This is a genomic window from Prauserella halophila, from assembly GCF_024171895.1.
Classification (GTDB): domain Bacteria; phylum Actinomycetota; class Actinomycetes; order Mycobacteriales; family Pseudonocardiaceae; genus Prauserella; species Prauserella halophila.
This window is the reverse complement of record NZ_JAMTCQ010000010.1, coordinates 327,094-348,506: the sequence shown is the minus strand read 5'-3', so window position 1 is coordinate 348,506 and position 21,413 is coordinate 327,094. Positions and strand designations below refer to the sequence as shown.

Here is a 21,413-nt window from a genome sequence, read left to right as displayed (position 1 = left end):
CGGCGGTGCCGACGCACGGCACGACTCCCACCTGGTTTCGGCAGCGACGTAACCTGCGAGCAGGCCACGTCGGCACACGAGGAGCGGACCGCGATGACCTACCCGCCGCAGCCGGGGCAGCCGGGGCAGCCGGGGCAGCCCGGACCGTACGAGCAGCAACCGGGCGCCCCGCAGGGGCCGCCGTACCCCGGCGGCTACCCGCAGTCGGGCGGATTCCCGCAGCAGGGCGGTCAGCCTCCACAGCACGGCCGATACGGACAGCACGACCCGTACGGATATTACGGGCAATACGGACAACAGCACCCAGGACCCGATGCGCCCGGCCCGGCCGGCAGCTCCGGTGAGCCGCCGAGGAAGAAGACCGGGCTGATCGCGGCGATCTCGGCAGGAGCCGTCGCGTTCGTGGTGGCCTTCCTGATCACCGCGTTCTGGGCGCCGGGTTTCCTCACCGGAGACGACGGCGACGCCGAGCAGACCGCGTCCGGCGGGGACGGCAACGGACAGCAGAACGCACCTGTCGAGTCGAGCGCGCCCACGAGCCCGACGGAGATCCCCAGCAGCCCGGGCGGCGAGTCCGGAAGCAGCAACGATGGCAGCAGTCCGGATGCCGTCGCGGCGACGGCCGTCGAAGCATTGAACAACCGGGACGTCGAGCTGGCCAACGAGATCGGATGCAGCCCACGGGCCGATCCGGAGAGCGACGATTCCGGCGCGCAACTCAAGTACGAGGTCACCGGCGAGGCCAGGGTGGACGGCAACCGGGCGCGCGTTCCCATACAGGCCACCGGCGAGGCACCCGGAGAGGGCCGGCAGGTGAGGACCGGCCACATCATGCTCCAGAACCAGGGCGGCTGGTGCGTCGCGAGCGTGCAGTAACGGGGCACAGCCACCGAGGCGACCGGATGCGACCTCCCGGCAGGAACGAACCCGGCAACGGCACCGGGCGCAGCCCGGGGACGGTCACGCGCACGGACGTCCCGGCGTTGCCACCACGGCGAGGAGTCCGTTCCGGTCAAGGTGACCCCGACGGACTCGCAGCAGAGCGGGGAAAGCACCACCAGTCACCTCGTCCTGAAGGACAACGACGGCTGGTGCGCCGACGCCATCGAGTGAGGCGCACTCGCACCCCGGCTCGACGCCCCGCTCAGGCGAACCGCTCAGGCGAACAGTGCCGGCAGCGTTCCTTCCCAGGCCTCGCGCAGTTCGCCGAGCCCGAAGGTGGCCACGTCCTGGATCTCCAACTGATCCGAATGCTCGTCGGCCACACCGCATTTGCGCCACGGCAGACCGCGGGCACTGCACATCTCGGTGAACCGCAGCTCCTCGGTCCGCGGCACGGCAACCAGCATGCGGCCCGCGGACTCGGAGAACAACTGGACGAACGGGTCGGCGTCGGGGTCGAGCAGCACGCGCGCACCGCACTGGCCGACCAGCGCCATCTCGACGATCGCCTGCGCGAGACCGCCGTCCGACAGGTCGTGCGCGGCCGAGACCATGCCGTCGCGCGAACCCGCGACGAGGATCTCCGCCAGCAGGCGCTCACGTGCCAGGTCGACCTCCGGCGGCAGTCCGCCCAGGTGGCCGTGCACGACGTGGGCCCACGTCGAACCGCCGAACTCGTCGCGCGTATCACCGAGCAGCAGCAGCGATTCGCCCGGCTCGTTACCGATGCCGGTGGGGATGCGCCGCCGCACGTCGTCGATGACTCCGAGCACGCCGACCACCGGCGTCGGCAGGATCGCCGTGTCGCCGGTCTGGTTGTAGAAGCTGACGTTGCCGCCCGTGACGGGAACGCCCAGCTCGGCGCAGCCGTCGGCCAGCCCGTGCACGGCGCGTTCGAACTGCCACATCACGCCGGGGTCCTCGGGGGAGCCGAAGTTGAGGCAGTTCGTCACGGCAAGCGGCTGTGCACCGCCGGCGGCGACATTCCGGTACGCCTCGGCCAGCGCCAGCCGCGCACCTCGGTACGGGTCGAGGTAGACGTACCGGCTGTTGCAGTCGGTCGCCACCGAGACGCCCCGTGACGTCGACTCGTCGACCCGGATCATGCCCGAGTCCGCGGGCTGGGCGAGGACGGTGTTGCCGCGCACGTAGCGATCGTACTGCTGGGTCACCCATTCCCGCGAGGCGAGATCCGGCGAGGAAATCAGTCGCAGCAGCGTTTCCCGAAGCTCATCCGGAGTGGACGGACGCGCCAGTGAGTCCGGAGTGGACGACTGGATCCCGTCCTGCGAATCCGGCCGTGCGTAGGGACGGTCGTAGACCGGGCCCTGGTGGGCTACGGTCCGCGGCGGCACGTCGACGACCGTTTCGCCGTGCGATCCGATCACGAGATTCTCGCCGTCGGTGACCTCGCCGATCTCCGTGGCGATGACGTCCCATTTGCGGCAGATCTCCATGAAAGCGTCCACATCGGACGGTGCGACCACGGCGCACATCCGTTCCTGCGACTCGCTCGACAGGATCTCCGCGGCCGTCATTCCCGTGGCACGCAACGGAACCCGGTCGAGGTCGATGTACATACCGCCGTCACCGGCCGCCGCGAGCTCCGACGTGGCACACGACAGGCCCGCGCCGCCGAGGTCCTGGATGCCGACGACGACGTCCTTGGCGAACAGTTCGAGGCAGCACTCGATGAGCACCTTCTCGGTGAACGGGTCGCCGACCTGCACGCTCGGCAACTTCTTGCGGCCGCCCGCGCTCTCGTCGCCGTCGAACGTCGCGCTCGCCAGCACGGACACGCCGCCGATACCGTCGAGCCCCGTGCGCGCACCGAACAGGATGATCTTGTTGCCCGCGCCGGAGGCGTGCGCCAGGTGCAGGTCCTCGGCCCGCATCGAACCGACACACATCGCGTTGACCAGCGGGTTTCCCGCGTACGTCTCGTCGAACACGACCTCGCCGCCGACGTTCGGCAGGCCGAGACAGTTGCCGTAACCGGCGACCCCCGCGACCACGCCCGGCAGCACGCGGCGCGTGTCCTCGGCATCGGCGGGCCCGAACCGCAGCGGATCGGCCACGGCGAGCGGGCGCGCACCCATTGCGAGGATGTCGCGCACGATGCCGCCGACACCCGTGGCCGCACCCTGATACGGCTCCACATAGGACGGATGGTTGTGGCTCTCGACCTTGAACGTCACGGCCCAGCCGTCGCCGACGTCGACGACGCCCGCGTTCTCGCCGATGCCCGCGAGCATCTTCTCGCGCATCTCGGCGGTCGTGGTGTCGCCGAAGTAACCGAGGTGCCGCTTCGACGATTTGTACGAGCAGTGCTCGCTCCACATCACCGAGTACATGGCCAGCTCGGCCTCGGTGGGCCTGCGGCCGAGAATCTCGCGGATGCGCTGGTACTCGTCGTCGGCAAGGCCCAGCTCGGCGTACGGCTGCGCGGCGTCGGGCGTCTCCGCGGCATGGGCGGTGGTGTCGATCAGCGTCGTGTCAGTGGCCACGGCCCCAGGGTACGTGGACGTGCGACACACCGGCGGCCCGGTCCGGTCCTGCCGACCGGAGCCGGGCCGATCATCGGCGCAGGTCAGGGTCGCCGCCGGCGATACGCGCCGCGACCTCGAAGCGGGCCGCAACGCGGACGCGGACACGATCGTCGGCGCCTGGTGCGCTCCGTCGATCGGCCGGCTCCTCCACGGAAACCCGCTCGCCATCGGCGCAGGTCATTTCGTAACGTGGTGCCACGTGCTCACCAAGCCGTATCCCGCTCCCGACGTGACACTCCCGCAGCGGCCGACCCCGCTGCATTTCCTGCTGGCCGTGCTCGGTTCGCGGCCTTGGCTCGCGCTGTCCGCGGCCGTACTCGGCGCGGTGTGGCTCGTGCCGGGTGCGTTCCTGCCGCTCGTGGTCGGCGACGCGATCGACCGCGGCATCGCGGGCGCCGACACCGGCGAGCTCGTCGGCAGGATCACGCTGATCGTCGGCATCGGCGTGGGCCAGGCGGTGTTCGGGGGAGCACTAATGTTCGCCGTCGTTGGCATGTGGCTGCACGGCGCGTCGACGACGCAGCGGCTCGTGGCGACGCACGTCGCACGGCTCGGTGGTTCCCTGCGGGCGCAGGTCAGCTCGGGCGAGGTGCTGGCGATCTCCTCGTCGGACCTGAGTCGCATCGGCAACGTGTTCGAGGTGTCGGGGCGGCTGCTGGGCTCGATCGTGGCGTTCCTCGCCGTGGGCGTCGCGCTGCTGAGTTACTCACCACTGCTGGCTGGGGTGGCGCTCGTCGGCGTGCCGCTGGCTGTGGCCGGGATCGGTCCGCTCGTCGCGCCGATCCAGCGTAAGGTCGACGCGCAGCGACAGCGGCGGTCGGCGATGAGCGCAGTCGCTGCGGACGTGGTGTCCGGGCTGCGGATCCTGCGCGGCGTCGGCGGCGAACGGCAGTTCGGCGAGCGGTTCCGCGCCGCGAGCGGTCATGTGCGCGACACGGGGATGGGCGTGGCACGGGCGCAGTCGTGGCTCGCGGCCGCAGAGGTGGTGCTGCCCGGTCTCGTCACCGTGGCGATCACCTGGCTGGGCGCGCGGCTCGCGCTGGCAGGCGACATCACGGTGGGCGAGCTCGTCGCGTTCTACGGTGCCTCGGCGTTCCTCGCGATCCCGGTGACGACCGCGACCATGGCCACCGGCGACCTGGCATCGGCGCTCGTGTCGGCGGCAAGGGTGTGCAGGCTGCTGTCCCTGCGCAGGCGACTTCCCGAGCCCGAGAACCCCGCCACACTGCCGGGCGGCCCGCTCGACGCGGGTGATCCCACGACCGGACTGACGGCGGCTGCGGGAGAGCTCACCGTCGTCGACGCGGGCGAGCACGCGGAAGCGATCGCCGAGCGGCTGAGCAGATTCACCGGCGACGGCGAGCCCGCGCTGCTGTCCGGCGTTCCGACCGACCGAGTAGGACTCCCCGAGCTCCGCGAACGCGTCGTCCACGCCCACAACCAGGACGTCTGGTTCTCCGGAATCCTCGCCGACGAACTCGACGCGGCTCGCCGGCGTGGTGGCGATGTCGACAAAGCACTCTGGGCGGCCGACGCCGACGACATCCTGGCCGGCCTTCCGGACGGGATCAGGGAGTACATCGGCGAACGCGGACGCGAGGTGTCGGGTGGTCAGCGTCAGCGACTGAGCCTCGCGCGCGCCCTCGTGACCGACGCCGACGTGCTGGTGCTCGACGAACCCACCTCGGCGGTCGACGCCCACACCGAGGCCCGCATCACCGAACGCGTCGCGGCTCTACGACGGGGAAGAACGACGATCGTGTTCGCCCAGAGCGCGCTCTGGGCCGTGGTGGCCGACCACGTCGTGACCGCCGGCGACCTGACGCTCGGCGATGCGGAGACGGCCACGGAGGTGTCGAACCGATGATCGCGGGCACACTGCCGCTGGCGTCCCGTGCCGCGACGCGGACCTGGCTGCGCGGAACGCTGCGGCAGCACCGCAGGGCGCTGCTGGTCGCGGCGGCACTGTTCACCGTCGCGACGGTGGCGGGGATCGCGGGGCCGCAGATCCTCGGCACGCTCGTCGACCACGTCACCGGAGGCGGCGGCGCCGGGGAGATCGACGTCCTCGCGCTCGTGTTCGTCGCGGCACTCGTCGTGCAGGCGGCCCTCAGCAAGGTGGCCCACGCACGCATCGGCATGCTCGGCGAACGCATCATCGCCGGGGCACGCGAAGGCCTCATCGGCCAGGCGCTGCGATTGCCGCTGAGCGACATCGAGGCGGCGGGCACGGGCGACCTGCTCAGCAGGGCGACCTCCGACGTCGACCGGATCGACCACGCCGTCCGCAACGCGGTGCCGACGATCACGACGTCGGCACTGACGCTGTCGATCACGACCGTCGCGATGATCGTGACGTCGCCGCTGCTTGCGCTCGGACTGCTCGTCGCCGCCGCGGTGGTGTACTTCCCGACCCGCTGGTATCTGCGGCGGGCGCCCGACGTCATCGCAGGCATGCTCCGGTCGTGGGCGGTGCTGCACTCGACGACCCACGAAACGGCGGAGGGCGCGCGTACCACCGAGGCGTTCGGGCTGACCGGCCACCGCGAACGCACCGGTGAGGACAGCCTGCAGACCGCGATCCGGGGCGAACGACGGCTGCGGCTGCTGCAGACCCGCTGGACGCCGTTCCTCGAGCTGTCGCACACGTTGCCGATCGCGGCGACGCTGATTCTCGGCGGCTGGGCCTACACGCAGGGACTGGTCGAGCTGGGCACGATCGCCACGATGGTGCTGTACATCCAGGCGCTCGCCTCGCCGATGGACGAGCTGCTGTGGTGGTTCGAGGACATGGCGGTGGCCGGAACGGCCCTGCGCAGGGTGCTCGGTGTGCAGGGCCCCGACGACGAGCGCACCGCAGCCGCGCCCAGCGGCAGGGACATCGACCTCCGCGACGTGCACTTCAGCTACACCGCGGGCAAGGAGGTGCTCCGCGGGATCGACCTGCGGGTGCCGCGCGGGCAGCAGCTGGCGATCGTCGGACCGTCGGGAGCGGGGAAATCGACGCTCGCCAGGCTGCTCGCGGGGATCTCGGCGCCGACGCGCGGTTCGGTGACGATCGGGGGTTCCGAGGTGTCGGGGCTCGCCGACGACGTACTCCGCGGGGAGGTGCTGTTGCTGACACAGGAACAGCACGTCTTCGCGGGCACGCTACGGGAGAATCTGACACTGCCCGGCGACGGCTCGTGGACCGACGAGCGGCTGTGGGATGCGCTGCGCGCCGCGGGCGGCGACCGTTGGGCGTCGGCGCTGCCCGACGGTCTGGACACCACCCTCGGAACGGGCGCCCACGCGGTGCCCGCGGCCGTGGCACAGCAACTCGCGCTCGCACGGGTGGTGCTCGCGGATCCGCACACGCTCGTGCTGGACGAGGCCACGTCGCTGCTCGACACGTCGTCGGCGAGGGATCTCGAACGCACCCTCGCCCGGGTTCTGGAGGGGCGCACCGTGATCGCGATCGCGCACCGGCTGCACACCGCGGCCGCCGCCGACCGCGTCGCCGTCGTCGAGGACGGGCACATCAGCGAACTGGGCAGTCACGCCGAGCTGCTCGGCGCCGACGGACCCTACGCGCGGCTGGTTCGAACCGCCTCCGCTCAAGAGGCCGGGGCGACCTGACGCGGTGATGTGATGCGGCGATTCTCCCCGGTACGGCTGGTCAGGCCGCGACGCCCAGCGCGTCGAGCGCGGAGTAGAACATGCCGAGGCCGTCGTCGGACGGGCCGGTGAGCGCGTCGATGGCGTGCTCCGGGTGCGGCATCAGTCCGACGATCCGGCCGGTCTCGTTCGCGATACCCGCGATGTCGCCCAGCGACCCGTTGGGGTTCTCACCGACGTACCGGAACACCACTCGGCCGTCGCCGTCGAGGCGCTCCAACGTGGCGTCGTCGGCCATGTAGCCGCCTTCGCCGGACTTCAGCGGGATCAGCACCTCTGCGCCGGAGTCGTAACGCGTGCTCCACGCCGTCGTGTTGTTCTCGACGCGCAGCCACTGGTCGCGGCACACGAAGTGCAGCTTGTCGTTGCGCACCAACGCGCCCGGAAGCAGGCCCGCCTCGCAGAGGATCTGGAAGCCGTTGCAGATGCCCAGCACCGGCATGCCCGTGCCCGCAGCGTCGATCACCGACGTCATCACGGGCGCGAACCGGGCGATCGCACCGCAGCGCAGGTAGTCGCCGTAAGAGAACCCGCCGGGCACGACGACCGCGTCGACACCGTGGAGGTCGGCGTCGGCATGCCACAGCGGGACGGCCTCGGCGCCGGAGCGCTGCACCGCGCGGACGGCGTCGACGTCGTCGAGGGTGCCCGGGAATGTGATGACGCCGATACGAGCGGTCACTGCTCCACCCGCCGGATCGTCCAGTCCTCGATCACGGGGTTGGCGAGGAAGCCTTCGGCGATCTTCGCGAGCGTGTCGTCGTCGACCGAGTCGTCGACTTCCAGCTCGAAATGCTTACCCTGACGAACTTCGGCCACTCCGTCGAACCCGAGCCGCGGAAGGGCGCCGGCGACGGCCTGCCCCTGCGGGTCGAGGATCTCGGGCTTGGGCATGACGTCGACGACTACTCGGGCCACGACAGGCTGCTCCTTGCGTTTCGAAAGCGCTGCGTTGGAAGAACGTTTCCGCAGGTCGGATGGCCCGGTCAGCGTAACCCAGTGACGGCCGGAGCCGACCTTCGGGGCCGAGAGACCCCCGACGCCCCTCGGCCCCGAGCCGGTCGGCACCGGCTTCTACGTCGGGAGACGTGTGCGTATTGCGTCGGTTGCGCCGAACCTGCCGGAATCACCGGTTCGGAGGACGACGACCGTCGTCCGGTGACTGAGAGCTACCGATTCGCTGCGGTCAGCGAGTGAATCCGGGTTACGGGCCGTAGCCGGGCGGGACGGAGCCGGGCGGGACGGAGCCGGGCGGCGGGTAACCGGGCGGTCCGTAGCCCGGCGGGCCCATCGACGGTCCCTGCGGCTGTTTCGGCTTGCCCCCGCGCATCGCACGGCCGGTCGCGGGCAACACGGCCATGATCGACCCGCCCAGCAGCACCAGCGCAACGATGGCGGGGAAGATCGAGAACTCGGCGGGGAGATCGAAGCCGACGGTCGTTCCGTCGATCGTGGCCTCGTACCCGATCGCCAGGTATTTGATCAGTGCGAACACGTAGTACGCGAAGCCGAGCAAGCCCAGCCCCGCAGCGACCCACCGGGCGAACCCGATGCGGGCGAACAGCAGCACGACGAACAGCAGCAGCGTCGACGGGTACGAATAGGTGACCGCGATGATGGCGTCGGCGTTGTCGTTCGGCATCCCCAGGAAGGCGAAGCCGGTCATCGTAAACCGCATGTACGCGGCGAATTCGCTTTCCGGCAGGTCGATCGACATCGTTGCCGAGAGGTAGAGGATCGCGATCGCGAGCAGGAACGCGATCGCCGTGACGTAGGCCATCGCCGTGCTCGGCTTGCGCGGGGCGAACCCCGCCTGCGGGTGTCCGTACCCCGGGCCGCCCGGGTGCCCGTACGGGCCGGGCCGGCCGAACTGGCCGGGGCCGCCCGGCTGCTGCGGATATCCGCCCGGATACGGCTGGTTCATGCGCCGTCCCCTCGCTGTGCCTGCCGCTCGGTACTGTGCCTGCCGCTCGGTACTGTGCCTACTGTATGGCGCCGGTGCCTGCCGCTCGTAGCCGCGACCCGGGACTTCTTAACACACCACGTGCCCGAACCGCGTCCTTCCCGGACGTTGCGGTTCGCCGAAGCACGAGGCGCAGGCGAGGACGAGCCGGCTACCGAAGCCGCACGAAAGCCCCACCGCGAACCGGACAGGCGCGGCCGCGGCGAACGGGGACGGCCGGCCACGCCGGAACCACGGCGAACGCACACCGGAGCAACGGCAACCGGCGGCGCCGGCCGATCGGGAGCGTCCGGAGTCTCAGCCCTTGCCGTGCAGCTTCGCGATGAGCTTGCCGACGAGCGCCTCGGTCTTCTTCGACCGCGCGAACGACGTCAGCGCGATCGGGGCGGTGAACCGCTGCCGGGCGATCGCCTTCGGCCGGGCGAACTCCCGGAGCCCCTCGGGGCCGTGGATGCGCCCGAAGCCGGAATCGCCGCTGCCGCCGAACGGGAGCGAGGCGATGCCCGCGAACGACAGCGGCGCGTTGATCGCCGTCTGCCCGGTGCGCAACCGCCGCGCCAGCTCCATGCCACGCGACTTGGAGAACACCGTCGAGCCGAGTCCGTACACCGAATCGTTGGCCTTCTCGACGGCCTCGTCCATGGTCGCGACCTTGGCGATGGTCACGGTCGGGCCGAACGTCTCCTCGCGAACCGCCGAGCAGTCCTCGGGCACGTCGACGAGCACGGTCGGCTTGACGTACCGGTCGCCCACGGCGTCCGCGCCGCCGACCACCGCCTTGCCGCCCGCGGCCAGGGCGTCCTCGATGTGCCTGCGCACGATGTCCAGTTGCGACGGCATCGTCATCGGGCCGTACTGCTCACCGGCATCGATGTCCTCGGCCTTGGCGACGACCTTCGCGACGAACTCGTCGTGGACGCGCTCGTGGACGTACACGCGCTCGACGCCCGCGCACGTCTGCCCGGCGTTGGAGAACGCGCCCCACACGGTGGCGTCGGCGGCGGCGTCGAGGTCGGCATCGGCGTCGACGAGCAGCGGGTCCTTGCCGCCGGCCTCGATGACGACGGGTGTCAGCGTTTCGGCCGCCGATGCCATGACTTTCTTGCCCGTGGCGGCCGATCCGGTGAACGCGATCTTGTCGGCGCCGGCCTTCGTCAGCGCCGCGCCGGTCTCGCCGAGGCCCGTCACGAGCTGCAGCACCGGATGTTCCGGCACCGCTTCGGCGAACGAATCGGCCAGCCACTTGCCGACCCCGGGCGTGAATTCGGACGGCTTGAAGACCACGGCGTTGCCCGCGGCGAGCGCGTAGCTGATCGAGCCGAGCGGGGTGTAGACCGGGTAGTTCCACGGTCCGATGACGCCGACGACACCGAGCGGCTGGTGTTCGACGCTGGCGGCCTGGTTCGCCAGCAGCAGGCCGGGCGCGCGGCGCTGCGGGCCGAGGACCTTGCGGGCGTGCTTGCCCGCCCACGCCAGGTGCTCGATGGCGAGGACGAGTTCGAGCTGCGCGTCGCCCGCGGGCTTGCCGGTCTCTTCGGAGATGACCTCGACGAGCTCCGGCATGCGATTGGCGAGCGCGGCGCGCCACGTGGCCAGGCGTTCGGCGCGGCCCGCGAATCCGAGGGAGTCCCACCAGGCGGCGGCCTCGCGCGCCTTCGCCACGGCGGACTCGACCTGTTCGGCGGTATGCACCGGATACGCACCGACGGTCTCGCCGGTGGCCGGGTTGAACGACTCGAACGTCTCGCCAGTGAGCACAGTGGTCATGCCCCGAGGATACGGCCCCGTCAGTTTTGCTGGCAATGTGCCAACGACGTCACGGTGCTGCCGCGGGCCGAGCAGACGCCGTGGCGACGACCCCGGTGGGCGACTCGCGCACCCCGGACGTCGTCGCTCCCAGCGCGGCGTAGGTCCGCGGCCGGGCACCGGCCTCGACGGCCGCGTCGACCGCATCCAGCACGGCCCGTCTGCCGCCGGCCGTCACGATGTCGGAGGCGTCCACAGCCAGCCGCACGAGCCCACCTCGCCGCACCGCCCGCATCACCGCTGCGATGCCTCCCGAGTCGCCGGCAGGCATCGCCACGGAACGAGCCGCCCACGACGGCAGCCTCGCCGCACCGCGGCGCACCGCCGCGGCAGGCGTGCCGAGCCGTTCCCCTGCCCGTTCACGCCCGCCCCGTTCGCCGACACCGACCCGGTGCACGCGCCCGCGCACGGTCACGCCGCGCCGCAGGTCACGCACCCCGGCGTCGTCCGCGCACACCGCGAACCCGTGCCGGCGCAACGCCTCGCGGCCTTCGGGGGTGATCCGCCAGCGTGGCGGGGCGAACACGTCGGTGCGCAGGCCTTCGGCGTCGAGCGCCGCCGTGGCGGCGATGAGCCGCAGGCCCGCCTCGTGCCCGCGCAGCGAGGCGAACTCGGCGGGTACGCGACGGTCGTAGCCGTGCAGCGCCACCGCGTCACCCCGGGCCACGCGCAGTCGCACCCATTCGGTCGCGCGCCGCGAGCCACCCGGCGTGTGCAGGAGCGACAGCGGCACCCCACGCGTATCGAGATCATCGGCGAGGGCGGCGCAGCCGTCCAGCGTGCGCGCGCCCGGCCCGGACAGGGAGACCAGCAACGAGGTATCCACGACTCCCACGAAACCGGTCGCGGATTACCGGGCGAGGGCCCGCGAGTGAGCCTGCGATGAAGCGCCACCGACGAACGCCGGATCCCGTCGTTCCGACGGGTGACGAGCGCGCCCCGCGTCGCCGCGGCGGCCGTTCGCAGCCCCGGTCACGGACCGCCGCTCACGAGCCGTCCGTCACAGGCCCTCTGTCACAGGCCCTCTGTCACAGGCCCTCTGTCACAAGCCACCGGTCACCAGCCGCCGGTCACGGACCGCCGATCACGAGCGGTCGGTGGCGGGCTGGTCCTGGGCACGGTGGGTGGCGCGCTCGTCGTCGGAGTCGCTCATGTCCTCGCCCGCGAGAGCGTTGATGCGCTTCTCCTCCCGCATCGAGCGGATCGACGTCACCAGCGCGACCACGATCAACACGGCCAGCCCGATGTAGCAGACCACGATCGCGGCGTACGGCAGTCCGAGGTTGCTCAGCAGCATCCACGCGTTCGCCAGGATGATGAGGCCACCCGCGGCGGTGCCGAGCACCCGCGGCGGCATGTGATGTGCCAGCCAGGCACCGATCGGCGCGGCGACCACACCGCCGATCAGCAGGCCCAGCACCACCAGCCAGTTCATGCCCTCGTTCTTGAGTGCGATCAGGAACGCCAGGCAGGCCGCGACGGTCACGACGAACTCGGCCGCACTGACCGAGCCGACGACCTTCCGCGGTTCGAGCCGTCCCGACGACAGCAGCGTCGTGGTGGCAACCGGACCCCAGCCGCCACCGCCGCTCGCGTCGACGAACCCGGCCACGAACCCGAGCGGGGCCAGGAACTTCGCGCCGGGGCGTTTGTCGGTGATGAGCTTGCCGAGCTTCAGGAACGCGAACCGCACCAGTACGTACATGCCGAGCAGGAACAGGAACGCGCTGATCCACGCACCTGCGACGTCGGTCGACATCGCGACCAGCGCGAACGCACCGATCGCCGCCCCGATCGCACCGGGCACGGCGAGGATGCTCACCGTGCGCCAGTCGATGTTGCGGAACTTCCAGTGCGACACACCCGAGGCCAGCGACGTGCCGACCTGGGCGAAGTGTGCCGACGCCGACGCGATCGCCGGGGCCGTGCCCGCGGCGATCAGCACCGTCGTGGACGTCATGCCGTAGCCCATGCCGAGCGTGCCGGACACGAGTTGTGCCAGGAACCCGGCGATCCCGAAGAACAGGAGCGCTTGCATGCCGACCTCAGACGTGACTGTTGACGGGCGCGGAACGGCCCGGGGATGGGACAGGGACTGGCGTCAGCGGTGACGGCACAGCGCGGAGCTCACCCGGAGCAGGTCGATGTGCCTGCGCTGCACCAACGGCCGTAACGACCCAGGAGGAATGCACGCGCACACGAAACTGCCCACAAACTCGATCGTTGCAGAAGGTCACGATCGGGTCTACCCGCTCCCACATCACAGGATGGGCGCCGGCTCGTACTCGGCGGCCTCTGGGAATCGCTTCACGACGTCCGCCACGCGCGTGGCGACAGCTTCGACCTGCGACGACGCCGTTCCGGTGAACGACAGCCGTTCGGCGAGAAGGGCGTCGAGACTCGCCCGGTCGAGGGGTAGGCGCTCGTCGGCGGCGAGCCGGTCGAGCAGGTCGTTATCGGCCTGGCCCTCACGCATCGCCAGCGCCACCGCGACGGCGTTCTCCTTGATGGCCTCGTGCGCCACCTCCCGGCCGACCCCGCCGCGCACCGCGGCCATCAGCACCTTGGTGGTGGCCAGGAACGGCAGGTAGCGGTTCAGCTCACGGTCGACCACCGCGGGGAACACGCCGAACTCGCGCAGCACCGTCAGCAGCGTCTCCAGCAGCCCGTCGAGCGCGAAGAACGCGTCCGGCAACGCGACGCGGCGCACCACGGAGTCGGACACGTCGCCCTCGTTCCACTGGTCGCCCGCCAGCTCACCGACCATCGACAGGTGCCCGCGCAGCACGACGGCCAGGCCGTTCACGCGCTCGCACGAGCGGGTGTTCATCTTGTGCGGCATCGCCGACGAGCCGACCTGCCCCGGCTGGAATCCCTCGGTGACCAGCTCGTTGCCCGCCATCAGCCGGATCGTCCTGGCCAGGCTCGACGGCGGTGCGGCGAGCTGCGTCAATGCGGAGACGACGTCGAAGTCCAGCGACCGGGGATACACCTGGCCGACGCTGTCGAGGACGTGGTCGAACCCGAGGTGACCTGCGACGCGCTGCTCGAGGTCGGCCAGCTTGTCGGCGTCGCCCAGCAGGTCGAGCATGTCCTGCGCCGTGCCGACCGGCCCCTTGATGCCCCGCAGCGGGTAACGCGCGACGAGGTCGTCGAGCCGGTCGAACGCGACGAGGAGCTCGTCGGCGGCCGTGGCGAAGCGTTTGCCCAGCGTCGTGGCCTGCGCCGCGACGTTGTGCGACCGGCCGGCCATGACCAGTTCGGAGTGCTCGGACGCCAGCTCCGCCAGGCGGGCGAGGACGGCGACCGTACGGCTGCGCAGCAGTTCGAGGGACCGGCGGACCTGCAGCTGCTCGACGTTCTCGGTCAGGTCACGCGAGGTCATGCCCTTGTGGACGTGTTCGTGCCCGGCGAGGGCGTTGAACTCCTCGATGCGCGCCTTGACGTCGTGGCGCGTGACGCGTTCCCGTTCGGCGATCGAGTCGAGGTCGACGTCCGGCAGCACCCGTTCGTAGTCGGCGATCACGCCGTCGGGTACGTCGACGCCCAGCTGCGCCTGGGCCTTGAGGACGGCGAGCCAGAGTTCGCGCTCGAGCCGGACCTTCTGCTGCGGGGACCACAGTGCGACGAGTTCGCCGGAGGCATAGCGGCCTGCGAGTACGTTCGGGATGGCGGGCTTGTCGGTCACCCCGCCAGGCTAGCCGGAGTTCCGGATCACAAGCCCATCACGGTCCCGACGAACGTTGTCCCCGGCTCGCGTAGTGGTGCAGGTGGTGGATCACTCGGTGCCGGGGGCGAGCGTGCCGCGGAGCATGCGGGCCGCGGCGCCGCGGGGGTCCGGGTCGACGGCGATGAGCGCGTTGACCACGGCACCGTCGACCACCGCGATGATCCGTTCGATGCGGCGTTCGTCGGCGTCCAGACCGGACTTGACGAGGATCTCGGCCAGCAGTTCGCGCAGCTCACCGGAGAGGGTGCGCATCAACGGCCGCAGGTAGGGGCGGCGGCCGGTGCCGACGAGGCGTTCGTAGCGCAGCAGCACCGCCTCGTACGCCGGGTCCTCGCCGAGCAGCTGGTCGAGCACGAGTCCGACGACGGTGTCCACGCCCCGGTCGGCGGTCGGCAGGCCGGCGAGGCGGGCGCGCCCCGCGGCGAGTTCCGTGCGTCCGTGCTGTTCGGTCGCGGCGGAGACGAGTTCGTCGAGCGAGTCGAAGTAGTACGTGGTCGAGGCGAGCGGCAGACCCGCACGTTCGGCCACGGCGCGGTGGCGGATGGCGTCGAACCCGCCCTCCGACAGCAGCTCGGCTGCGGCCTCCACCAGGGCGTTACGGCGGCGTTCACCCTTCGGCGTGCTCGCGGACGTCATAGCGCGCAAGTGTGCCAGTCGGCAGGCACCCGAACAGGACGTATCCGCCAGGACTCCGGCGAACGGTGTGGTCCGGGTCGGAATCCGGCGAGGGAGCCGCCGCCGAACGGAATCGGCAGGCCGGGACCGAGCGGCCCGCGTGTGGTTACAGGTCGCCCGCGATGCGCTCGGCCAGCCGGTCGACGTCGGGACCGCCGGTTCCGGTATGCGTCAACGACTCGTTCAGCAGCAGCAACGTCGCGCCACTGGCCGTGCGCTGCTCGGCGAGCTCACCGTCCGGCGTGTCGCCGGGCAGTTGCAGCTGCCTGCCGTCCGGCACGAGGACGGCCGTCAGCGCGGAGCCGTCGATGCGGAACGACGCCGACGTCGTGCCCTCGGGGCAGATGCGTCCCGGTGAGGCGTCCGAGGCGGCGACCGGGAGCTCGCCAGCGAGGGCGGTGGCGAGCTCCCGGTCGACCTGATCGCACCCGTGGGCACGATCCCCGTCCGTCGAGCCGTCCTGCTTCGGCTCGGCGGACGGGAGTCCCTGGATTCCCGGTTCACTGCTCTGCTGACGCGGCCGGTCGTCCTCGGGTTGCGCGATGCGCGGCTGTGTCCCTCCTGTGGTGGACCGGTCGGCTCCGGCGGACCGCTCGGATCCGGCGACCACGGTATTCCCGTCATCGCCGCCGAGTAGCGAACCCGCGACGACGCCACCGCCGCCGAGGAGGACGACGGCGGCAGCCGCACCGCCCACGATCGCGCGCCTGCGGACCGTGACCCGGTGCGCGGCCTCGGCGACGTCGGCCTCGTCGAACGACGACGGCGGCGGCTGCCCGGGCACGGAACGGAACAGCTCGCCCAGTTCCCGTTCATCCATGCGCCTCCACCTCCGTACCGAGCGCCTTGCGCAGCGCAGCCAGCCCGCGGGCGGTCTGGCTCTTGACGTTGCCCTCGCTGCAACCGAGGACGCCCGCCACGCTGCTGACGTCCAGACCGTCGAAGTACCGCAGGACGAGCACGGCTCGCTGCCTCGACGGCACCTGCCGCAACCCGGCCAGCAGGTCCTCGCGCGTGGCCACCCGGTCGCCCAGCTGGTCGGGCGCGGCCGACGATCCGGGCGCCGACGGTTCCGGCAGGTCCGAACCACCCTCGGTCTGCCGTTCCCGCCGCCACGGCCGCCGTGACTCGTCGATCGCGGCTCGCACCAGCGTCTTGCGGACGTAGGCGTCGAGGGCTTCCCGGTCACGGACCTTGTGCCAGCGCCGGTGCAGCGCCACGAACGCGGTCTGTGCCAGGTCGTCGGCCCGGTGCCAGTCGCCGCAGAGCATGTACGCGGTTCTGCGCACGGAGTCTCGCTTCGCGGCGAAGTACGCCGCGAACTCCTGCTCGTCGCGGGGGTCCACGCGGTAGGTCTCCGGTCGCTTCCTCAGTTGTTCGTGCCTCGGTAGACGGCACCTGTCTCCTACACGGTTGCACGCCTGCGCCACATTTTTGGTCACGAATCGGTGAGCCCTGCTTCGAACTCCCCGGCGACGTGTGATGTGATCGAAACGTGACCTCCGGATCCCCAGTCCCGATCGACTTCCGTTCGGACACGATCACCGCGCCCGACGACGCCATGCGCACGGCCATGGCGGACGCCGAGGTCGGTGACAACGTCATCGACTCCGATCCCACGATCGCGAGCCTCGAGCAGCGCGCCGCGGACATGCTGGGCATGGAGGCCGCACTGTGGACGCCGAGCGGGACCATGGCGAACCTCATCGCGCTGTCGCTGCACCTGGAGCGCGGCGATCGCTTCCTCGCACCGCGCGGCGCGCACGTGCTCACCAACGAGCTCGGCTCGGCCGCGTGGTTCGCGGGCGGCATGCCCGATCCGGTCGACCACGATGCGGGCCCCGGCAGGCCGACCCCTGCGACGGTGCGCGCGGCGGCGGGTCCGCCGAACGGCCCGTACTACGCGTTGCGCACGACCCTGCTGTCGTTGGAGAACACGCACAACGCCTCGGGCGGTGCGGTCACCCCGCCCGAGGAGCACGCGCAGCTGGTCGCGACCGCGCGCGACTGTGGTCTGAACGTCCATCTCGACGGAGCCCGGCTGTGGAACGCGGCCGCGGCGCTGGACCTGCCGCCCGCAGCGCTGACGGTCGGCGTGGACTCGGTGTCGGCCTGCCTGTCGAAGGGGCTCGGCGCGCCTGCCGGTTCGGTCGTCGCGGGTGACGCCGAGTTCGTGGAACGGGCGCGGCGGATACGGCAGATGCTCGGCGGGGGCGTCCGGCAGGGCGGCGTGCTGGCGGCTCCCGGGCTGCTGGCGCTCGATCGGGTCGACGACCTCGCGCACGACCATGCGAACGCGCGCGCCCTGGCCGCAGGGCTGGCCGGGCTGGGCTGGGACGTCGAGGAGCCGCAGACGAACATTCTGCTCGCCACGGTGCCGGACGTGGCGCTCGCGCTCGAGCGCCTGCGCGGTCTGGGAATCCTGGCGCTGCCGATGGCGGGCAGGGTGCGATTCGTCCTGCACCGCGATGTGAGTGACGACGACGTCGAGGAAGCGCTGCGGCGCATCGAGGAGGAACGCGGGTGACCGGCTGGGTGGTGTTCGACTACGGCGAGGTGCTGTGTCGCAGGACGACGGCTCTGCCAGAGCTGGCCGGCAGACTCGACGTGCCGCCCGCGACGTTCGAACCCGCCTACTGGGCCCACCGCGATCCGTACGACCGCGGCGCCGACGACGTCGCGTACTGGCAGGCCGTCGCCGACACCGTCGACACGGAGGTCGACGAGCGGGCCGTACGCGAGCTGACCGAGATCGACGCGCGCGGCTGGTCGCAGCTCGACCCGGACGCGGCACTGCTCGTGGAAACGCTGGCAGACTCGGGAACACGGCTGGCGTTGCTGTCGAATGCACCCGCGTCGTTCGCGCGGCACGCCGAGAAGCAGCCGTGGACGCGGCATTTCGAGCACCTGCTGTTCTCCGGCGACCTGGGCACGGCGAAGCCGGACGCGGAGATCTACCGGTTGCTGGTGCAGCGGCTGGGCTGCCCGCCCGGTGACTGCCTGTTCTTCGACGACCGCAGGGCCAATGTGGACGCCGCTCGCACGGCGGGGCTGCGCGCGGAACTCTGGCCGGGCGCGGCAACCGCCAAAACGCTGCTGCTGTAGGAGCGGCACTGCCGGTGGCGGGTTCGCGGTTCAGTCGCGGTTCAGTCGCGGCCCAGTTCGGTGCAGATGCAGGCCTTGTTGCCGTCCGGATCGGACAGTACGACGAACGCCGGGGCGTGGCTGTCGTCGACCACGCGTCCGCCCGCATCGATCGCCGCGGCCACGCGCCGGTCGGCGTCGGAGGGTGGAACGGTGACGTCGACGTGGAAGCGCTGCCGGTCCGGTGCCGTCGAGTCGGTTCGCTGGAACCACAGCTTGTCGAGCCCCAGCGGTAGCAGCTCCGCGTCCGGGGTCGCGACAGCGCTACCGGTGACCTCCCCACCGGTGACCTCCCGGCTGGTGACCTCGCCGCCTGCGGCTCGGCCCGCGAGGACGGCCGCCCAGAAGCCGCGCACCGTGTCGGACCCGGGGGTGTCCAGAGCCAGTTCCAGCACCTGTGCCCGTTCCGGGCGTGGCGTCAGGCCGTGCTCGGCCGCGAGCGCGCTGATCCGTTCGGCCAGCCGGACGTCCCGTTCGGTGACGCCGCCCGCATCGCGACTGCGCAACGCGAACTGGACGTGTCCGGCGCGCAGGTCGACGTCCGGGTGGTGGCCGGTCTCGCCGGCGAGCCGCCCGATCGCCGCGACGAACGCGGCTCCCTCCGCGAACGATTCCGCCTCGAACCGTGACCGCAGCGCCCCCAACAGCAGGTGCCAATCGGCGAGGTCGATCTCGCCGACTCCGAGTGTGGTCTGTTTCATCCGGCGACCATAAGCGCGGCCCCCGACAATCCCGACCCCCGTGGACCGCGGCCGGTCACAGGGATTGCCAGGTCGCGGTGAGGGTCTTGGTCAGGTTGGCCGGGGTTCCGGGCAGGCAGTGCAGGTTGTCCTGCCCGTCGGCGAACGTCAGCACCCGGCCCTGGCCGCGGATGTCGATCACCGAGAACGGTTTGCTCCTGCGGTGACGTCCCTCCGAGTTCCCGGCGACGTACACCTGATGCACCGCCTCACGCGGCGCCTTCAGGTGTTTCTCCAGCTCCTTCTCCTGGGTCAGCCGCGAGGCGAACATGTCGTGGTTCCGGTCGCGCTGGTCGAACGCGGCACGACTGGTGTGGAGTTCACGCGTGGTGGCGGGCGGGCGTTCGGGCAGATCGGTGACGAAGTCCTCCACGAGGCGGCGCTCGTCGGACGGGACGATGCCCACCGTCTCGCCTTTCACCTGCATGGCAACGGCCTCGCCGCCCGCCGTCATCACGGCCACCTTCCGGTCCTGACCAGCGTCAACGCAGCTGCTCCAGCAGTAGATCTCCCGGTCGGGCGAGGCGATGACGCGCAGCGCAACGCGGAAGTCCCGCGTCAGCGTGTCGCCCTGAGCCAGGCCCTGCTCCGCGAGGGCGCGGAAACATTCGCGGGTGAACTCCTCGCGCCCCGCCAACGGGACGTACATGTCGTTGGCGCTCAACAGCGGATGCGCCTCGCCGAGGCGTTCGAGTTCCCACAGGTGCAGCAATACGGTCCGAGGCACCGCGATCGGACGCGTCAACACGGCCACGGCGATTACTCGCCGATCGTCGGGGGAGTGACGACGTTGCCCGTCGTCGGATCGCGGAGCACCTCGCCGTCGTCGCCGAACGAGAACGCCTCGTCGGTCGGCATGACGTACTGCCGCTGGTGCTCCTCCTCGTCACCGCCCTGGCCACCACGGCCAGCGCCGCCCATGCCGCCCATCGGCATCCCGCCACGGCCACCGGATCCGGCCGCGCCTCCGGAAGTCGCACCACCGCCGGTTGCCCCGCCACTGCCCGTCGGGCCGAACGGCGCGGCGCCCGTGGCCCTGCCTGCACCCGCGGCACCACCGCCTGCCGCGCCACCTGCGGCTCCACCCGCGGCGCCGCCTGCCGCGCCGCCTGCGGCTCCGCCTGCCGCGCCGCCGGAATAGCCGCCGCCGGGCACGGAATACCGGCCACCGGTCGCGGGCGCGCCTCCGGAGCCACCGGAACCTCCGGGGCCGAAGCCGCCCGTGGAACCGACCGGCCCGAAACCGGGTGCGCTGGACGAACCGCCGGGACCGAAGCCGGTACTCGGGTTGTACCCGGGAGGCGAATAGTTCGGAGCCGACGCCGCAGGACGTTGGAACTCGGGAGGGGTGTATCCGGAGGTGGACGTCGTATCGTCCGGCGTGGGATTCGGCCCGGTCGGCGCCGGATAATTCGACGTGGGCTGGTTCGGTGCCGGCCCGTTCGGTGTCGGACCGGGCTGTGTCGGACCAGGCTGTGGCGGGCCGGTGCGGGGAACCGAGTCGGCCGTCGGCCTGGGACCGGTCTGAACCGGATCACCGGAGCGCGAGGACCCCGGCTCGTTGATCGAGACGACGTCGCCGCCCGCGTCCTCCACCGAGGAGGACTTGTCCCGCTCGAGCGAACCGATCCCGCCCTCGACACCGTCGAGCTTGCCGAAATCGGACTTCAGCGACTGCTGCGAACCCTGGATCGACCCCTCGTATCCCTGGTAGATCTGCGCCGCCTGGGACACCTGGCTCTTGTACTGGTTGACCTGGTCCTCGGTGTCTGTGTCCCACGGGGTCACGACGTCCCAGGCACCGCGATCGGGTGGCTGGTCGGGAAGCGACGGCAGCTGCTGCTTGACGTTGTCGAACGAGGACGCGTTCGACGTGTAGTGCTCGGAGTTGGCCTGATACACCGTTCCGGCGTTCGCGGTGACCTTCGCTCCCATGCGCAGCCGGTCCGCGGCGGCATCCGCACCCTCACCCGTCCAGGAGCTCTCGAGCACCTGCAGCATCTTCATGCTCGACTCGCTGACCTGCCGGTGACCGCCGTCCACTCCCTGAGCCGTGGTCGCCGCCTCCTGCCACGGGCCGCCGCTGCCGGCATGTACCCGGCGCACCAGCTCCGGCAGCGGGACCGCACCCGATTTCTCGAAAGCGCCGCCGAAAATCATCAAATCCGCCATGTACTCGGCCATCCCGTCAAACAGGCCCATCACTG

Annotated in this window: 20 protein-coding genes; 5 read left to right on the top strand and 15 right to left on the bottom strand. The window is 71.1% G+C overall.

Features of this window, described 5'->3' with window-relative positions; genetic code table 11:
• Positions 1-93 precede the first annotated feature (93 nt).
• Positions 94-876, top strand: a complete 783-nt coding sequence (locus tag LY41_RS13980; protein WP_253864430.1) for a hypothetical protein — start codon at positions 94-96, stop codon at positions 874-876.
• Positions 877-1,157: 281 nt separating this feature from the next.
• Here LY41_RS13980 and purL read toward each other — a convergent pair whose 3' ends face one another.
• A complete protein-coding gene (gene purL, locus LY41_RS13975; RefSeq protein ID WP_253864429.1) occupies positions 1,158-3,449 on the bottom strand; it encodes a phosphoribosylformylglycinamidine synthase subunit PurL in 2,292 nt (763 codons plus the stop codon).
• Between the two features lie 241 nt (positions 3,450-3,690).
• On the opposite strand from purL, the gene LY41_RS13970 reads away from it, so the two are divergent.
• Both LY41_RS13970 and LY41_RS13965 read left to right on the top strand, forming a co-directional pair.
• Complete coding sequence (locus LY41_RS13970; protein ID WP_253864595.1) at positions 3,691-5,358, top strand: ABC transporter ATP-binding protein; 1,668 nt, start codon at positions 3,691-3,693, stop codon at positions 5,356-5,358.
• Positions 5,355-7,109, top strand: coding sequence for an ABC transporter ATP-binding protein (locus LY41_RS13965; RefSeq protein WP_253864428.1), 1,755 nt, complete (start codon positions 5,355-5,357; stop codon positions 7,107-7,109). The genes LY41_RS13970 and LY41_RS13965 overlap by 4 nt, the downstream gene beginning before the upstream one ends.
• Before the next feature lie 40 nt (positions 7,110-7,149).
• On the opposite strand, the gene purQ is transcribed toward LY41_RS13965, so the two are convergent.
• From purQ to LY41_RS13915, 11 genes are all read right to left on the bottom strand, one after another.
• Positions 7,150-7,830, bottom strand: a complete 681-nt coding sequence (purQ, locus tag LY41_RS13960; protein WP_253864427.1) for a phosphoribosylformylglycinamidine synthase subunit PurQ — start codon at positions 7,828-7,830, stop codon at positions 7,150-7,152.
• A complete protein-coding gene (purS, locus tag LY41_RS13955; RefSeq protein WP_253859577.1) occupies positions 7,827-8,066 on the bottom strand; it encodes a phosphoribosylformylglycinamidine synthase subunit PurS in 240 nt (79 codons plus the stop codon). Before purS ends, purQ begins: the two co-directional genes overlap by 4 nt.
• A 286-nt stretch (positions 8,067-8,352) precedes the next feature.
• Positions 8,353-9,072 (bottom strand): hypothetical protein, encoded by a 720-nt coding sequence (locus tag LY41_RS13950; protein ID WP_253864426.1) that lies wholly within the window; start codon positions 9,070-9,072, stop codon positions 8,353-8,355.
• Positions 9,073-9,408: 336 nt separating this feature from the next.
• Entirely contained in the window at positions 9,409-10,878 is a 1,470-nt protein-coding gene (locus LY41_RS13945) for an aldehyde dehydrogenase family protein (protein ID WP_253864425.1), read from the bottom strand.
• Between the two features lie 49 nt (positions 10,879-10,927).
• Entirely contained in the window at positions 10,928-11,743 is an 816-nt protein-coding gene (locus tag LY41_RS13940) for a DUF2334 domain-containing protein (protein WP_253864424.1), read from the bottom strand.
• Positions 11,744-12,001: 258 nt separating this feature from the next.
• Positions 12,002-12,955 (bottom strand): sulfite exporter TauE/SafE family protein, encoded by a 954-nt coding sequence (locus tag LY41_RS13935; protein WP_253864423.1) that lies wholly within the window; start codon positions 12,953-12,955, stop codon positions 12,002-12,004.
• Between the two features lie 63 nt (positions 12,956-13,018).
• On the bottom strand, positions 13,019-13,117 hold the full coding sequence (locus LY41_RS24095; protein WP_372493271.1) for a putative leader peptide: 99 nt from the start codon (positions 13,115-13,117) through the stop codon (positions 13,019-13,021).
• A gap of 60 nt (positions 13,118-13,177) precedes the next feature.
• Positions 13,178-14,605, bottom strand: coding sequence for an adenylosuccinate lyase (gene purB, locus LY41_RS13930; protein WP_253864422.1), 1,428 nt, complete (start codon positions 14,603-14,605; stop codon positions 13,178-13,180).
• Between the two features lie 90 nt (positions 14,606-14,695).
• Positions 14,696-15,283 carry a TetR/AcrR family transcriptional regulator gene (locus tag LY41_RS13925; RefSeq protein WP_253864421.1) on the bottom strand — a complete coding sequence of 196 codons (588 nt, stop codon included), beginning with the start codon at positions 15,281-15,283 and terminating at the stop codon, positions 14,696-14,698.
• A 145-nt stretch (positions 15,284-15,428) separates the two neighbouring features.
• A complete protein-coding gene (locus LY41_RS13920; RefSeq protein ID WP_253864420.1) occupies positions 15,429-16,142 on the bottom strand; it encodes a hypothetical protein in 714 nt (237 codons plus the stop codon).
• Positions 16,135-16,668 (bottom strand): SigE family RNA polymerase sigma factor, encoded by a 534-nt coding sequence (locus LY41_RS13915; RefSeq protein ID WP_253864419.1) that lies wholly within the window; start codon positions 16,666-16,668, stop codon positions 16,135-16,137. Before LY41_RS13915 ends, LY41_RS13920 begins: the two co-directional genes overlap by 8 nt.
• 215 nt (positions 16,669-16,883) lie before the next feature.
• Here LY41_RS13915 and LY41_RS13910 point away from each other — a divergent pair, with 215 nt between their 5' ends.
• Together LY41_RS13910 and LY41_RS13905 are read left to right on the top strand one after the other, a co-directional pair.
• Positions 16,884-17,849, top strand: a complete 966-nt coding sequence (locus tag LY41_RS13910) for a threonine aldolase family protein (protein ID WP_253864594.1) — start codon at positions 16,884-16,886, stop codon at positions 17,847-17,849.
• Positions 17,846-18,427, top strand: coding sequence for an HAD family hydrolase (locus tag LY41_RS13905; RefSeq protein WP_253864418.1), 582 nt, complete (start codon positions 17,846-17,848; stop codon positions 18,425-18,427). Before LY41_RS13910 ends, LY41_RS13905 begins: the two co-directional genes overlap by 4 nt.
• A gap of 41 nt (positions 18,428-18,468) precedes the next feature.
• On the opposite strand, the gene LY41_RS13900 is transcribed toward LY41_RS13905, so the two are convergent.
• Genes LY41_RS13900 through LY41_RS13890 form a run of 3 tightly spaced genes read right to left on the bottom strand, consistent with a single transcriptional unit; the run spans position 18,469 to position 21,408 of the window.
• On the bottom strand, positions 18,469-19,167 hold the full coding sequence (locus tag LY41_RS13900; RefSeq protein ID WP_253864417.1) for a 4a-hydroxytetrahydrobiopterin dehydratase: 699 nt from the start codon (positions 19,165-19,167) through the stop codon (positions 18,469-18,471).
• Between the two features lie 55 nt (positions 19,168-19,222).
• Complete coding sequence (locus LY41_RS13895) at positions 19,223-19,933, bottom strand: ESX secretion-associated protein EspG (protein ID WP_253864416.1); 711 nt, start codon at positions 19,931-19,933, stop codon at positions 19,223-19,225.
• 32 nt (positions 19,934-19,965) lie between these two features.
• Positions 19,966-21,408, bottom strand: coding sequence for a hypothetical protein (locus LY41_RS13890; protein ID WP_253864415.1), 1,443 nt, complete (start codon positions 21,406-21,408; stop codon positions 19,966-19,968).
• Between the last annotated feature and the right edge of the window lie 5 nt (positions 21,409-21,413).